Source organism: Methylobacterium sp. 1030 (assembly GCF_040544715.1).
Lineage (GTDB): Bacteria > Pseudomonadota > Alphaproteobacteria > Rhizobiales > Beijerinckiaceae > Methylobacterium.
This window is the reverse complement of the sequence record NZ_JBEPKM010000017.1, coordinates 98,016-111,479: the sequence shown is the minus strand read 5'-3', so window position 1 is coordinate 111,479 and position 13,464 is coordinate 98,016. Positions and strand designations below refer to the sequence as shown.

The 13,464-nt window shown below is 72.4% G+C and carries 12 protein-coding genes; 2 read left to right on the top strand and 10 right to left on the bottom strand.

Annotated features, from left to right (window positions below; all coding sequences use genetic code 11):
- Nucleotides 1-63: 63 nt before the first annotated feature.
- From ABIC30_RS23610 to ABIC30_RS23595, 4 genes are all read right to left on the bottom strand, one after another.
- Nucleotides 64-855, bottom strand: coding sequence for a DUF937 domain-containing protein (locus ABIC30_RS23610; RefSeq protein ID WP_020093863.1), 792 nt, complete (start codon nucleotides 853-855; stop codon nucleotides 64-66).
- 110 nt (nucleotides 856-965) lie between these two features.
- Nucleotides 966-2,402 (bottom strand): MATE family efflux transporter, encoded by a 1,437-nt coding sequence (locus ABIC30_RS23605; RefSeq protein WP_020093862.1) that lies wholly within the window; start codon nucleotides 2,400-2,402, stop codon nucleotides 966-968.
- A 17-nt stretch (nucleotides 2,403-2,419) separates the two neighbouring features.
- A complete protein-coding gene (locus ABIC30_RS23600; protein ID WP_020093861.1) occupies nucleotides 2,420-4,393 on the bottom strand; it encodes a monovalent cation:proton antiporter-2 (CPA2) family protein in 1,974 nt (657 codons plus the stop codon).
- 185 nt (nucleotides 4,394-4,578) lie between these two features.
- Nucleotides 4,579-6,195, bottom strand: coding sequence for a glucosamine inositolphosphorylceramide transferase family protein (locus ABIC30_RS23595; protein WP_020093860.1), 1,617 nt, complete (start codon nucleotides 6,193-6,195; stop codon nucleotides 4,579-4,581).
- A gap of 343 nt (nucleotides 6,196-6,538) precedes the next feature.
- Here ABIC30_RS23595 and ABIC30_RS23590 point away from each other — a divergent pair, with 343 nt between their 5' ends.
- Nucleotides 6,539-6,838: a hypothetical protein gene (locus tag ABIC30_RS23590; protein WP_020093859.1), complete on the top strand. Its 300-nt coding sequence runs from the start codon at nucleotides 6,539-6,541 to the stop codon at nucleotides 6,836-6,838.
- A gap of 38 nt (nucleotides 6,839-6,876) precedes the next feature.
- On the opposite strand, the gene ABIC30_RS23585 is transcribed toward ABIC30_RS23590, so the two are convergent.
- The gene (locus ABIC30_RS23585) at nucleotides 6,877-7,377 is read right to left on the bottom strand and encodes an RT0821/Lpp0805 family surface protein (protein ID WP_026605034.1); all 501 of its coding nucleotides are present in this window, start codon (nucleotides 7,375-7,377) and stop codon (nucleotides 6,877-6,879) included.
- 92 nt (nucleotides 7,378-7,469) lie between these two features.
- Between ABIC30_RS23585 and pdxH the strand changes: the two genes are divergently transcribed.
- Nucleotides 7,470-8,093, top strand: a complete 624-nt coding sequence (gene pdxH / locus ABIC30_RS23580; RefSeq protein ID WP_354456132.1) for a pyridoxamine 5'-phosphate oxidase — start codon at nucleotides 7,470-7,472, stop codon at nucleotides 8,091-8,093.
- 71 nt (nucleotides 8,094-8,164) lie between these two features.
- On the opposite strand, the gene ABIC30_RS23575 is transcribed toward pdxH, so the two are convergent.
- From ABIC30_RS23575 to ABIC30_RS23555, 5 genes are all read right to left on the bottom strand, one after another.
- Nucleotides 8,165-8,848, bottom strand: coding sequence for a 50S ribosomal protein L25/general stress protein Ctc (locus tag ABIC30_RS23575; RefSeq protein ID WP_091681845.1), 684 nt, complete (start codon nucleotides 8,846-8,848; stop codon nucleotides 8,165-8,167).
- 189 nt (nucleotides 8,849-9,037) lie between these two features.
- On the bottom strand, nucleotides 9,038-9,925 hold the full coding sequence (locus ABIC30_RS23570) for an ABC transporter permease (RefSeq protein ID WP_020093855.1): 888 nt from the start codon (nucleotides 9,923-9,925) through the stop codon (nucleotides 9,038-9,040).
- A 2-nt stretch (nucleotides 9,926-9,927) separates the two neighbouring features.
- Nucleotides 9,928-10,863, bottom strand: a complete 936-nt coding sequence (locus ABIC30_RS23565) for an ABC transporter permease (protein WP_354456131.1) — start codon at nucleotides 10,861-10,863, stop codon at nucleotides 9,928-9,930.
- Between the two features lie 277 nt (nucleotides 10,864-11,140).
- The gene (locus tag ABIC30_RS23560) at nucleotides 11,141-12,403 is read right to left on the bottom strand and encodes an ABC transporter substrate-binding protein (protein WP_354456130.1); all 1,263 of its coding nucleotides are present in this window, start codon (nucleotides 12,401-12,403) and stop codon (nucleotides 11,141-11,143) included.
- A 17-nt stretch (nucleotides 12,404-12,420) separates the two neighbouring features.
- Nucleotides 12,421-13,416, bottom strand: a complete 996-nt coding sequence (locus ABIC30_RS23555; RefSeq protein WP_354456129.1) for an ABC transporter ATP-binding protein — start codon at nucleotides 13,414-13,416, stop codon at nucleotides 12,421-12,423.
- Nucleotides 13,417-13,464: the final 48 nt, after the last annotated feature.

Here is a 13,464-nt window from a genome sequence, read left to right as displayed (position 1 = left end):
CCTCGCCGGCAGGGTGGCGCTCCGATCGGTCGGGTCAACGCTCGACCGGACCCCGCCCCCGCGTCAACCGGTCCCGCCGGGCTGGCGGCCGCGCCGGCCCTTGCCGGCCGCGGGGTCGGCCGGCGCCGGATCCGGTCGGGCCGGGTTGGTCGACGGCGCCGGAGGCACGGCGCTCGCGGACGGCGTGCCGGAGGTGGGCCAGAAGGTCTCGAACAGCTCCCGCATCGCCCGGATGTTGTTGCCCTGAACCTCAGCCCCGGTGCGCAGCATCTGCTGGAACATGTCGGAGCCGGCCTCGCCCGCGCTCGCCTGCGGATTGGCGGCGGGCCTGACGGTGGGCTTGGCGGTAGGCTTCGGCGGCGGAGCCGGCGGCTCGACCGCCGGCATCATCGCCCTGGCCATCTCGGCCCAGGCCGGGCCGAACGGGAACGGCACGGGCGGCGGCGGCGCGCTCGGTCGCGCCGGCTCGGCCTGCGGCTGGTTCAGCATGACGTGGACGATGCTCGCCACCACGGCGCCCGCCATCATCGGCAGCATCTGGCGCAGGACCTGCGCGCCGACGCCGCTCGTCGCCGAGGCCTGCCGCAGCACCGCCTGCATCAGCTGCGCCGAGCCGAACATCTGGCCGAGGGCCTCGAACCCCTGCGCCGGCGCCGGCTTGGCGGCCTCCAGACCGAACATCCGCGCGAAGCCGGTCGGGTCCAGGCCGACGCTGCGCTGGAGGCCGAGCGTCAGGGCCGGCATCAGCGCCTCGAAGGCGCGGGCCGTCTGCTCGGTCGTCAGGCCGAACGGCTGGCCCATGGCCTGAAGCCCGGCCTCGCCCTGGGCCTGGAACATCTCGAGCGGGTTGAACATGACGCCTCGATCCTGTCCCGGCCGGGACCGCCCGGGACAGGGCATCGTGACCCTTTGCGCGGGGAAATACCAGTTCCCACCCGCGGAACTTGTGCCTCCGCGCCGCCGTCTCAGCTCAGCGGCTCGGGATGAGCGTGCCCCGGCGGCAGCGGCGCCGCCCGGTGGGGCGCCTCGGCGGCGACGTCCGGCTCCGGCCGGCGCGGGCCGACCCCCTCCAGCCGGTCGACCGTGCGGCGGGCGAGCAGGATGCCGAGCGCGCCGAAGACCAGGGAGCCGACCCCCATCCCGGCCACCACGCCGCGGGGGCCGTAGAGCGACGCCCCGAGCATGGCCGGCGGGATCGTCCCGAGCGTCGCCCGGCCCCAGTTCAGCAGCGTCGAGCGCAGCGGGAAGCCGAGATTGTTGAAGGCGGCGTTGCCGAGGAACAGGAGCCCGTTGAAGAACCAGATCGCGCCGCCGACGAGGCAGAAGAAGCCGAACAGCTCGGCCGCGACCCCCTGCAGGCCGAACAGGCCGGCGAGCCATCCCCGAGCCAGCGCCAGGAGGAGCCAGACCGCGGCGCAGTAGGCCAGAGTCACCCGGATCGCCGCGCCGAGCACGCCGCGCATCCGTTCGAACAGGCCCGCGCCCCAGTTCTGCGCCAGGATCGGGCCGATCGCCCCCGACAGCGCGAACAGGCCGCCGAAGGCCACCGGCGTCAGCCGGTCGATCACCGACGCGGCCGCGACCGCGTCCGCTCCGTAGCCGGCGAACAGACGCGCCAGGAAGGCGCTCGCCACCGAGGGGGCGAGGTTCGTCAGCACGGCCGGGCCCGCGACACCTGCCAGGGCTGCCGCGTCGGCCGGCAGATCGGACAGGCGCGGCCGGCCCAGGAGGCCGTGCCGGGCGACGCCGCGGACGCCCACCGCCACGAAGGTCGCGCGCGCCGCGCAGACCGTGATCGCCGCGCCCGTGACGCCGAGGCCGGCCCCGAAGATCAGCAGCGGATCGAGGAGCGCGGTGATCACGGCGCCGGCCAGGGTGACCGACATCGCCTGCCGCGCCTCGCCGACCGCGCGCAGCAGCCCGGTGAACAGCATGCCGGCGGCGAGCAGAAGGTTCGACGGCAGGGTGATGTAGAGGAACAGGACGGCCACCCGCAGCGCCTCGCCCTGCGCGCCGATCAGGGCCAGGAGCGGGCCGGCCAGCAGCGCGATCAGCCCCGCGATGAGGGCGGCCACGAGGCTGCCGAGGACCAGCGCCGAAGTCGCGAGGCGCCGCGCCGCCGCGCGGTCGCGCGCGCCGACGGCCTTCCCGACCAGGGCGCCGGCGGCGATCATCAGGCCGATATTCACCGCCGTGGCGAAGAACTGGACGATGCCGGCGAAGCCGACCGCCGCCGTGAGGTTCGGGTCGCCCAGCGTCGAGACGTAGAGCAGCGACAGGAGATCGACGACGAAGATCGCCATCAGGCCCACCGAGCCGGTGGCCGCCATCACCACGACGTGGCGGAGGATCGAGCCGGTGACGAAGCGGCCCGCCTCCGCCGGGGGCGGCCCGTCGGACATGTCAGACATCCCGCCCGTCACGCATCCCGGGCGCTGCCTTCCGCCTCGAGCTCGGCCTCCGGATCGGGATCCTCGGCGGCTTCCGTCTCCTGCGGGGCCAGGGCGGGCTTCTCCAGGAGCCGCTCGGCGGCCTCGCGCCGGTCGCTGCCCACGAGGTCGCGGGTCTCGGTGCTGAGCGCCCGAGCCGGCCGGACCGGGGCGGTCAGCGGCTCGGGCTTCAGCCCGGCCGCGGCGCCGCGCATCCAGCTGGACCCGTCCGGCAGGGCGCCCGCCTGCTGCAGGACCAGCCGCGCGATGTCCCGCTTGCGCACGTCGTCGGTCCGGGCCGTGGCGGCCTCCGGCGACAGGCCGAGCCCCTCCAGAGCCGCCCGCCCGAAGGCGAGGGCGGATTCGGCGGTCTCGCGGATCTGGTAGTCGACGTCCCGGTTCATCAGCTCCACCGCGTGCAGGCGGTCGTAGGCCCGCACGAAGGTCCGCACGCTCGAGAATTCCTCGTGGACGATGTCGACGATCTTGAGGGCGCCCTCCCGGTCGTCGACGCAGATGCAGACCAGCTCGACCCGGCCGATCCCGGCGGCGCGGAGCACGTCGAGGCGCGTGCCGTCGCCGTAGTAGATGCGGAAGCCGAAGCGCGAGGCCGCGCGCAACTGCTCCACGTCCTTGTCGATCACCGTGACCGGGATGCCCTCGGCCATCAGCACGTGCGTCAGCACCTGCCCGAACCGGCCGAAGCCGATCACCAGCACCCGCGCGTCGCCGCTCTCGGACAGCTCGGTGGAGGGCTCCTCCAGCGCGAAGGTGCTGCGCGCGTTGCGCCGCTCGATCAGCTTGTCGAGACCCTTGGCGGCGATGGGGCCGATCAGCATGGTCAGCGCGGCGAGCGCCACCGCGAAGCGCGTCGCCGTGACGCCGGTGAGGCCGAGATCCTGGGCCTGCGGCAGCAGCACGAAGGCGAACTCGCCCGCGGGCGCCAGGACCGCGGCCCCCCGCAGGGCCCCGAGGGTATCCGAGCCGAACAGCCGGAACAGGCCGGCCACGATGGCGACCTTGACCAGGATCGCCGCCAGGGTCGCGCCGAACAGGGCCGGCCAGACCTCGCGCACGAGGGTACCGTCGATCGACATGCCGACGCTCATGAAGAACAGGCCGAGCAGCATGCCGCGGAACGGCTCGATGTCGGCCTCCAGCTGGTGGCGGAAGTTCGACTCGGCGAGCAGGATGCCGGCGAGGAACGCGCCCATCGCCATCGACAGGCCGACCTGCTCCATGAGCAGCGCGGTGCCGAGCACCACCAGGAGCGCCGCGGCGGTCATCACCTCCCGGGCGCCGCTCGCCGCGAGCAGCCGGAAGAACGGGTTCAGGCCGTAGCGGCCGACCAGCACCACCGCGAGGATCGCCGCGAGCGCCTTGCCGGTGGAGACCGCGGCCTCCCCGAGCCAGGAGACGTCGGTCGCCTCGCCGGCCGAGGCCAGCAGCGGCATCAGCGCCAGGATGCCGACCACCGACAGGTCCTGGAACAGCAGGACCGCGAAGGCGCGCGCGCCGTAGGCGCTGCCGAGATCGCCCCGCTCCTCCAGGAGCTGCAGGGCCACCGCGGTGGCCGAGAGGGCGAGCGCGAGGCCGATCACCGCGGCGGCGCCGAAGCTGAGGCCCGCCACGAGGCCGGCGCCGCCGAGCACGAGCGCGCAGACGACGAGTTGCGCGGCGCCGAGGCCGAAGATGTCGCGGCGCATCGAGACGAGCTGCGACAGGTGAAGCTCCAGCCCGACGATGAAGAGCAGGAGCACCACGCCGATCTCGGCGACGCTCGCGGCCGTGTCGGGCTCGGCGATCAGCGACAGGCCGGAGGGCCCGATCAGCACGCCGGCCACGAGGTAGCCGAGCACGGCGCTCTGCCCGATCAGCCGGAAGATCGGCACGCCGATCACGGCCGCCGTGAGGAAGGTCAGGACCGGCGGCAGGAAGCTCGCATGTTCGACGGGGCTCGCCATGGTGATCGTCCCGGCGGTTCTGCTGGATCGGCGCAGGTGGAGCCCCCGCTTAGCGCGCACGGGGCCGGGATGCGAGCCGTAAGCGGGTGCCGTTCGGCACCGACGGGCCCGCGCGGGGCGGTTCGGCCCCGGCTCGGCCCGAGAGGCGCGCTCAGCCCAGAGACGCGCTCAGCCCAGAGACGCGCTCAGCCCAAGAGGCGGGGGCGCGCCCGGTGCGATCCGTCGATGAACTCGAAGCCACCGGCGGCGCTCAGCATGTGCAGGCGCGTACCCGGCCAGGCCGCGCCCGGGCACAGGCGCGTCTCGACCTGCTGCGCGTAGGCCTCCTCGTCGAGGCGGAGGATCCGGGCGAGGCCGAGCGCCGCGCCGTAACCCTGGCGGCAATCCTGGACGGGCCGGATCAGGCCGCCGTCGCGCGCCACGATCGGGCCCGCGGCCCGGGCGGAGCCGATATCGATCAGCACCGGGTTGTGCCGGTGCGGCGTCCAGGGCCCGCGGAAATGCGGCGCGTGCCAGAGATGGAGCGTGTCGGAGTAGCTGCCGCCGCCGGCCCGGACCGTGGCGAACATCCACCAGTGGCCCCCGTGCTGCAGCAGGGTCGCGTCCCCGGCCACGACCCCGTCGAGGAGCACCGCCTCGTGGACCCAACCGCGCGGGAAGTCGGTGGCCCGGTAGAGGTCGATCGTCCCGGAGGCGTGGGATTCCGGGATCATCCAGACCTGCCCGTCCGCCTCGAACACGAACGGATAGGAGAGGTGGGTCTCGAGCTCGAGCACCGGCTCCGGGCGGCCGCGGGGGCCGTTCGCCCCGAAATCCACCGCGGCGATCACGCCCTTGCCGCGGCGGTAGTCGAACTCCTCCACGAACAGGGTCACGGCGCCGTCCCGAGCGATCGCGAAGGGGTCGGCGTAGAAGCGGCGCCCGTCGTCGGGAAGGACCTGCCAGCCACCCTCGGGATGCCGGCGCAGGTCGATCAGGTCGGGGCCGACGATCCGCCGCCAGCCCACCCGCCAGTGCGGGCCGTGGAAGCAGAGGGCGTAGAGCCGGCGGGCGATCTGCCGGGCGAGCCCCCCGGCGGCCCGGCGGCGGGCGCCCAGGCCGCCGAGGTCGTAGGCGGTCGCGGGCTGGAGGGGCGCCCCGGCTCCGTCGGGGAGCGCCGTCGAGGCGGCGCCGTCGAGGGCGGCGAGGATCAGCGTGATGGTCCGCGCGAGGTAACCCTCGAAGGCCGTGAGCATCACCGTGTGCGATTCCGTGCCGAGGCGGCCGATCGCCACCGGCGCACCGTCCGGACCGCGCAGGGCCGCCACCGGCGCCCCGTGGGCGAACAGGGCGGCGAGGAGGCCGGCCTCGCCCGGCATCCCGTCGTAATCGAGCCGCCAGGCCGGCGCCGGGCCCGGATCCGCGGGGCTGTCCGAGAGGTCGAGGACGAGGTCGGCGGCGCTCCCGCCGGGCTCCGCGCCGTCGGGGCTCGCCTCGTAGGGGGCGAGGGCCACCGGCTCCGCCGCGGTCGCCAGGCCCGGCCGCGGCAGGCCGTGGATGGCGGCCTCCAGGCGGAACAGGAGCTCCGCGTTCGGCGGCAGGCCCTCCGCGTGCTCGACCCAGGCGACGCGGATCCGATGGTCGGGCCGCTGCCCGAGCTGGTCGAGGAGCCGGATGTGCCAGCCGCGCAGGGACCGGCGGTCGAGCCGCACGACGATGGTCCGGGTGCGGGCGCGCGTCCCGGAGGGCGACGGCTCCGTCCGGGCGGGAGCCCGGCTACCGGTCGCCGACGGCCGGTCCGTGCCTCCGATCACCCGCTCCATCAGCCGGTCGGCCCCGCGCCCCGCGTGCCGGATTTCGTATCGACGCTCACGGCGGCCAGACCCAAGATGCGCCCGGCCTCGACCCTCGATACGGTCGAGCCAGGCTCGAATGCTGTTACGCCGCGCCACGATCAAGCACGGCCGCGTGGCTGTCTACAGGTTCAAGCTTAACGTGCGGGACGATTTCTGGACGATGAACCGGAAAAATCGAAACGCCGTCCTTCAAATAAACGCGTGTTGGCGGGTCGTGATACAATGTCGCGAGGCGGTGGCGGTTCGCCGAGGGGAACTCCACCTCCAGCTGGACCGTTCGCCAGTCAAGGACGTGGTGCGGAGACAGGACATGACGCGCAAGACGCTGACGATGCCCCTCGCGGCGATGCTCCTCGCCGCCATTCCGGGAACGGCCTTCGCCTGGGGCGGTGGCGGCGGTGGCGGCGGCGACAGCGGGAGCGGCCTCTCCCCCTACGCGGCGCTGAGCGGCAACGACCGCTCGGCCGGGGTCAACAACGGCAATTATCGCGACCCGGCCCTCGACCCCTACATCCGGACCTACGATCCGGAGGCCGCGGCCCGCTACGCGGCGCCGCCGGCCGCGCAGCCGCGCCTGCGCGTGCGGCCGTACTACGGCTACCCTTACTGAGGCGATCCGCGGAGGCCGTCGCGCGACGGCCTCGTCGTTCAGGAGCGTCCGAGGCCGCTCGCGGCCCGGACGCGCTTGAGCGTCCACGGTCCGCCCGAGAGCTTGCAGCCGGTGCCGCGGACGAAGCGGCTGCGGGTCGGCGCGATCACCGATGCCAGGAAGTTGCGGCAGATCAGCTCGTCCGAGACGTACGGGAGCCCGGTCGGATTGACCGACCCGTGGAGCCCGGTCTCCGGGTTGTCCCACTTGACCGGCCGCCCGTTGCCCTGCGGATCCAGGGCGACGCTCAGGGCGGCCCGCGCCCGGCGCCAATCCTCCTCGGCGAGGTCGTCCCCGAAGCTCACAGGCCGCTTCTCGATGCTGCCGGTGACGGTCGGCTCCTCGACGACGCGCGGCGGCGCCGCCGGCGGATCGCCCCGGAAGACCAGCAGGGGCTGGCTGCAGCCGCACAGGGCCATCGCCATCGCCATCGACACCACCGACACGGACGCGCAGATGCGCGACCGCCGGCTTGGCCCTTTACACGCGCATCCCCGCATTACACCTGACTCACGACGGGCTATTCGCTCGACCGAACATGCCGATGTCGGTGCCCCCTCAGGCCCTGGACGCGGCTGGCAGGAGTCTTGGCGTGGATCAGTTAAGGACCGATGACCCGAAGAGCGCGGACTTCACGCTGAGCGAGGACCCCGTCGGGCTGTTCGCGGCCTGGATGAAGGAGGCCGAGGCCTCCGAGCCCGAGGACGCGAACGCGATGGCGCTCGCCACCGCCGGATCGGACGGGCTGCCGGACGTGCGAATGGTCCTGCTGAAGGACTTCGACGCCCGAGGCTTCGTCTTCTACACCAACACGCAGTCCACCAAGGGGGAGGAGCTGGCGCAGAACCCCCAGGCGGCCCTGGTGCTGCACTGGAAGAGCCTGCGCCGGCAGGTGCGGGCCCGCGGGCCGATCACGCCGGTCACGGCCGCGGAGGCCGACGCGTATTTCCAGAGCCGCCGCCGCGAGAGCCGGCTCGGGGCGATCGTCAGCCAGCAATCCCGCCCGCTGGCCGACCGCGCCACGCTGATGAACGCGGTGGCGGAGCTGTCCGAGCGGTACGGCGACGGGCCGATCCCCCGGCCGGAGCACTGGACCGGATTCCGGATCGCGCCGGTGAGCGTCGAGTTCTGGCAGAACGGCGATTTCCGCCTGCACGACCGGGTCCGCTTCACCCGGACGGGCGCGGGCTGGAGCCGGGCGCGGCTCTATCCCTGACATCAAGCCGAAACGCAGAGAGCCCCGGCAGGGCCGGGGCTCTCGCGTCGCGTGACGGGTGGCGCTGAGGCTCAGGCCTCCTCGCCGTCCTTCTTCTCGTCCTCGGCGGACTCCTCGGCCTTCTCCTCGGCGGCCTCGGCCGACTGCGCCTCGGCGATGGCGGCCTCCTCGGCCTCCACCTCGGCACCCAGCACGGTCGGCGGCACGATGTTGGCCACCGGGTCGGTCTGCTCGCCGGTGTAGGTGCCGGCCGGGATCTTGATGTCGGAGACGTGGATGACGTCGCCGATCGCGCGGCCGGTCAGGTCGACCTCGATCGCGTCCGGGATCTGGTCGGGGGCGACGTCGAGGCTCAGCGTGTGGGCCACGATGTTGAGGGTGCCGCCGAGCTTCTTGATGCCGGGGGCCGCGTCCTCGTTGACGAAGTGCACCGGCACCTCGACCGTGACGGTCTGGCCCGAGACGACGCGCAGGAAGTCGACGTGCAGCGGCACGCCGGTCACCGGGTCGAGCTGGAAGTCGCGCGGGATCGCGCGGACCTTCTTGCCGCCGGCGTTGATCTCGAACAGCGTGGTCTTGAAGCCGCCGGCGTAGATCAGGGTGCGGGTGCGGATGAGGTCGACCGCGATGGATTGCGGCGGCTGGCCACCCCCGTAGATGACGGCGGGAATCTGGCCCTGGCGACGAACGGCCCGGGCGGCCCCCTTGCCGACCCGGTCGCGTGCCACGGCCTCAAGCGTCTTCACAGCGCTCATGGCGTGATCCTTTACGATTGCTGGAGCCGGAAAACGAAAAGGCCGCCCCTGGCGGACGGCCACATCCTTCCCGGCGCGCCCCTGCCTCCAAGGGTGTCTCGGGGGCGCGCCGTGCGCATACACGGGCGGGGGCGGATTGGCAATGCGGCGGCGCCGCCGACCCGCGGCGGCCCGGCCGTCCGGCATCGATCACAGGCCCGCCAGCGCCCGCCGCGCCCGGCGCTTCTGCAGCCACAGGGTCAGGCCGAGCGCGGTCCCGATCACCAGCGCCGAGACGGCCGTGGTGACCGTGCCGAGGGCGTAGATCTCCGGCGTCGTCACCGTCGTGGTCAGGCCCTGCAGCTCCAGCGGCAGGGTGTTGCGGCCGCCGATCGCCTGGCTGGTGCGGGCGAGTTCGTCGAACGACAGGGTGAAGCCGAACAGCGCCACGCCGACGAGGGCCGGCGCGAGGATCGGCACCACCACGTGCCGGAGCGTCTGCGGGCCGCTGGCGCCCAGGTCGCGGGCGGCCTCCTCGTAGGCCGGGTCGAACCGGTTGAACACCGCGAACATGATCAGCAGGCCGAAGGGCAGGGTCCAGGTGAGATGCGCGCCCAGCGCCGAGCTGTAGAGGCCCATCAGCGTGCCGTGATCCTGCAGGAAACCCCAGCCGGTGGCGGCGGCGAACGCCTTCACGGCGTCGTCGAGGAGCCGGAATTCCAGGCCGATGCCCAGCGAGACCACGATCGAAGGCACGATCAGGCTCGAGACCGCCAGGGCGAAGACGAGGCCGGCCCCGCGAAACCCCTTCCGGAAGGCGAGGCCCGCGTAGAATGCGATTCCCACGGTGAGCGCCATGACCACGAGACCGAGGGCCAGCGAGCGCCGCAGCGCCGCCCAGATGTCGATCACGCCGACGCCTTCCCACAGCTTGGCGAACCAGTGGGTCGAGACGCCGTTCATCGGGAAGGTCAGGCCGCCGGACGGGCCCTGGAAGCTCAGCGCCAGGATCGTCAGCGTCGGCCCGTAGAGGAACAGGACGTAGAGAGCGAAGACCGCCGCCAGCAGGTAGAAGGCGCGGCCGCGGGGCTGGTCCATCGCTACAATTCCCGCCGGAGGTCGATCATCCGGGTGAGCCCGAGGATCATCAGCAGCACGGCGGCGAGCAGCACCACGGCGTTGGCGGCGGCGGCCGGGAACTGCAGGTAGGACATCTGCACCTGGATCACCTTGCCGACGCTGGCGATCTGCTGGCCGCCCATCACGCCCACGGTGACGAAGTCGCCCATCACCAGGGTCGTCACGAAGATCGTCCCGATGGCGATGCCGGGCTTGGCGAGCGGCAGGATCACGTTCCAGAGGATCTGCGCGCCCGACGCGCCGCCGTCGCGCGCCGCCTCGATCAGCCGCCGGTCGATGCGCGCGAGGCTGTTGAAGATCGGCACGATCATGAACACCGTGTCGAGGTGCACGAAGGCCAGGACCACCGCGAAGTCGGAGTAGAGCAGGCCCTCGATTGGCTCGCGGATCAGCCCGAGGGTGCGCAGCGTGTCGTTGACGAGGCCGTTGCGGCCGAGCAGCGGGATCCACGAGATCATGCGGATCACGTTCGAGGTCCAGAACGGGATCGTGCAGAGCAGGAACAGGCCCATCCGCACCGTGCCGGAGCGGATGTGGAAGGCCAGGAAGTACGCGATGGCGAAGCCCAGCGGCAGCGTGATCGCCAGCGTCAGCGCGACGAACTTCACCGTCGACAGGTAGGTGCGCACGGTCGTGCAGAGGTCGGCCGACAGGCAGCCGTCGAACACGTCGGCGTAGTTCTGCAGGGTCAGCGCCGGGATGATCTCGTACTCGTTGTACTCCCAGAGCGAGACGATCCCGGTGAGCACCAGCGGCACCACCAGGAAGACCAGGAAGACGAGGGCCAGCGGCGCGGCCTGGAGGTAGGCGAGGGCGCGGCCGCGCGGGCGGGCCGCGACGGTGGGCGCTGCGGCCCGCTCGGCGGACGCGGCGGCGGGCAGGGCGAGATCGGTCATCGGATACGCCCCACGCGTGCCGACGCTTCCCTCCACCTCTGCGGGGTCCGACGTTCACACATCGGCTCCTGCGAGGCGCGCCGCGCCCCCTCTCCCGTTCGGGAGAGGGTTGGGGTGAGGGGGCCGGTCCTTCCGGAGAAGTCGCATCCCTCACCCTGTCCCTCTCCCGCACGGGAGAGGGGACCCGCGTTCCATCCGGCGACCGCGTCGCTGCGCCGGATGGGCGTCTCCGAGTGCCCCCGGAGAGAGGAGGGCGGGGAGGCGGCGCGCACCGCCCTCACGCCGCGATGAACTCGTTCCACTTGCGCACCATGTAGGTGTTCTCGTCCATCACGGCGTTCCAGCAGGCGACCGCGCCCATCCGCGCGTCGAAGGAGCCGCCGTCGCGGGTGGCGCCGGCCTTCTCGATCAGGGTGCCGTCGGGGCCGAGGATGTCCTTCTCGGCGGGCTTCCCCTCCATCCAGAAGGCCCACTCGTAGGGCTGCATGTTCGCCTGGGCGGTCTCCAGCACGGCGGAGTAGTAGCCCTGCCGGTTGAGGTAGGCCCCGGCCCAGCCGGACAGGAACCAGTTGATGAAATCGTAGGCGGCGTCGAGCTTCCGGCCGCTCAGGGTCTTGGGGATGCCGAAGCCCGAGGCCCAGGCCCGGTAGCCCTCCTTCAGCGGCTGGTAGGTGCAGGGCACGCCCTGCGCGCGGACCTTGGTGACGGCGGGCGACCACATCGACTGGATCACCGTCTCGCCCGAGGCCATCAGGTTCACGGATTCGTTGAAGTCCTGCCAGAAGGCCCGGAACTGGCCGGCGCGCTTGGCCTCGATCAGCACCTTGATGGTGCGGTCGATCTCGGGCTTACTCATGTTGCCCTTGTCGCCGTAGGTGTAGTCGCCGGTCGCCTCCACCACCATGGCGGCGTCCATGATGCCGATCGACGGGATGTTCAGGATCGAGGCCTTGCCCTTGAAGGCCGGGTTCAGGAGCTCCTTCCAGCTCGTGACGGGCACCTTGATCAGGTCCGGCCGGATGCCCAGCGTGTCGGCGTTGTAGACGGTGGGGATCAGCGAGATCCACTGGGTCTGTTCGCCGGCAAATTTCTTCGAGTCCTGGCCCTCCAGGTAGAAGACCTTCTTGGGCGCGGTGCCCTGGTCGCCGATCTTCTTGCCCGCCACTTCCCCCTTCGTGAAAATGGAAGAGATCTTGTCGGCGAGCGTGATCCGCCTGGCGTCCATGCCCTGCAGGTTGCCGGAGGGCAGGATCTTCTTGAGGCTGAAATACTCGGTGTCGATCAGGTCGAAGGAGTTCGGCTGGGTGACCGCGCGCTTGGTCACCTCGTCGGTCACCACGGGGATGTACTCGATGGTGAGGCCGAGATCCTCCTTCACCTTCCGGGCGATGTCGGCGGACTGGTTCACCGCGGTCCCGAGGTAGCGCAGCGTCACGGGCTCGGCGGCGTGGACCGCCGGGAAGCCGGTCACCGGCGTCGCGGCGAGCGCGGCCGCCCCCTTCAGGAGCGTGCGCCGGCTCGGCTTCGAGGGGAGGTCCATGGTCGTCTCCGGGGCTGTCAGGCGTCGAGGCGGTGGGCGGCGGACGCGTCCCAGCCGACCGGGATCGTGTCGCCGGGGCGGAGCGGGCGGGCCGCGAAATCCGCGTCGCTGAGGATCGCCGTGAGCGCGGCGGGGCTCTCGGGCGCGCGCTCCAGCCCCTCCGCGTCGAGGCCGACATGGACGCTGGTGCCCTGGTACTCGACCGCCACCACCCGGGCCGGCCGCGCGGCGGGGCCGGCCTCGGCGCCGAGCCGCATCCGGTCCGCCCGCACGGCGACGAGACCCTCGGGCAGCCGGATCACGTTGTGGCCGCCGATGAACCGGGCCACGAAGGCGGTGGCCGGGCGCTCGAACACGGTGCGCGGATCGGCGGCCTGCTCGATCCGGCCGGCATTCATCACCACCACGAGGTCGGAGAGCGCCATCGCCTCCTCCTGGCTGTGGGTGACGTGGATGAAGGTGAGCCCCAGCTCGGTCTGGATCCGCTTCAGCTCGACCCGCATCCGCACCCGCAGGAACGGGTCGAGGGCGGAGAGCGGCTCGTCGAGGAGCAGCACCTTCGGACCGGTGACGAGGGCGCGGGCGAGGGCCACGCGCTGCTGCTGGCCGCCCGAGAGCTGGGCCGGCAGGCGCCCGGCGAGGTGGCCCATCTGCACGAGGTCGAGCATGGCCATCGCCTTGGTCCGGCGCTCCGCCTTGCCGATCCCGCGCATCTTGAGGCTGAAGGCGACGTTGTCGCGCGCGTCGAGATGCGGGAACAGCGCGTAGCTCTGGAACATCATGGCGGTGCCGCGCTCGGCCGGGGCGGCGTCGCCCACCGCCTTCGGGCCGATCACCACGTCGCCCGCGCTGGCGCGCTCGTGCCCGCCGATCATCCGGAGCGTCGTGGTCTTGCCGCAGCCGGAGGGGCCGAGCAGGCAGCAATAGGCGCCGGACGGCACCTTCAGGTCGATGCGGTCGACCGCAATGGCCGCGCCGTAGCGCTTGGTCAGGCCGATCAGCTCGACGTCCATGCGGTTCTCCCCCGGGAGCTGCAGGCAAGCGGCGGGCCAGCGCGGCCG

Bases quoted from the DNA above. Each gene is read 5' to 3' on its own strand.
- ABIC30_RS23610 (WP_020093863.1), bottom strand. From the start codon at position 855: ATGTTCAACCCGCTCGAGATGTTCCAGGCCCAGGGCGAGGCCGGGCTT.
- ABIC30_RS23605 (WP_020093862.1), bottom strand. From the start codon at position 2,402: ATGTCCGACGGGCCGCCCCCGGCGGAGGCGGGCCGCTTCGTCACCGGC.
- ABIC30_RS23600 (WP_020093861.1), bottom strand. From the start codon at position 4,393: ATGGCGAGCCCCGTCGAACATGCGAGCTTCCTGCCGCCGGTCCTGACC.
- ABIC30_RS23595 (WP_020093860.1), bottom strand. From the start codon at position 6,195: ATGGAGCGGGTGATCGGAGGCACGGACCGGCCGTCGGCGACCGGTAGC.
- ABIC30_RS23590 (WP_020093859.1), top strand. From the start codon at position 6,539: ATGACGCGCAAGACGCTGACGATGCCCCTCGCGGCGATGCTCCTCGCC.
- ABIC30_RS23585 (WP_026605034.1), bottom strand. From the start codon at position 7,377: ATGCGGGGATGCGCGTGTAAAGGGCCAAGCCGGCGGTCGCGCATCTGC.
- ABIC30_RS23575 (WP_091681845.1), bottom strand. From the start codon at position 8,848: ATGAGCGCTGTGAAGACGCTTGAGGCCGTGGCACGCGACCGGGTCGGC.
- ABIC30_RS23570 (WP_020093855.1), bottom strand. From the start codon at position 9,925: ATGGACCAGCCCCGCGGCCGCGCCTTCTACCTGCTGGCGGCGGTCTTC.
- ABIC30_RS23565 (WP_354456131.1), bottom strand. From the start codon at position 10,863: ATGACCGATCTCGCCCTGCCCGCCGCCGCGTCCGCCGAGCGGGCCGCA.
- ABIC30_RS23560 (WP_354456130.1), bottom strand. From the start codon at position 12,403: ATGGACCTCCCCTCGAAGCCGAGCCGGCGCACGCTCCTGAAGGGGGCG.
- ABIC30_RS23555 (WP_354456129.1), bottom strand. From the start codon at position 13,416: ATGGACGTCGAGCTGATCGGCCTGACCAAGCGCTACGGCGCGGCCATT.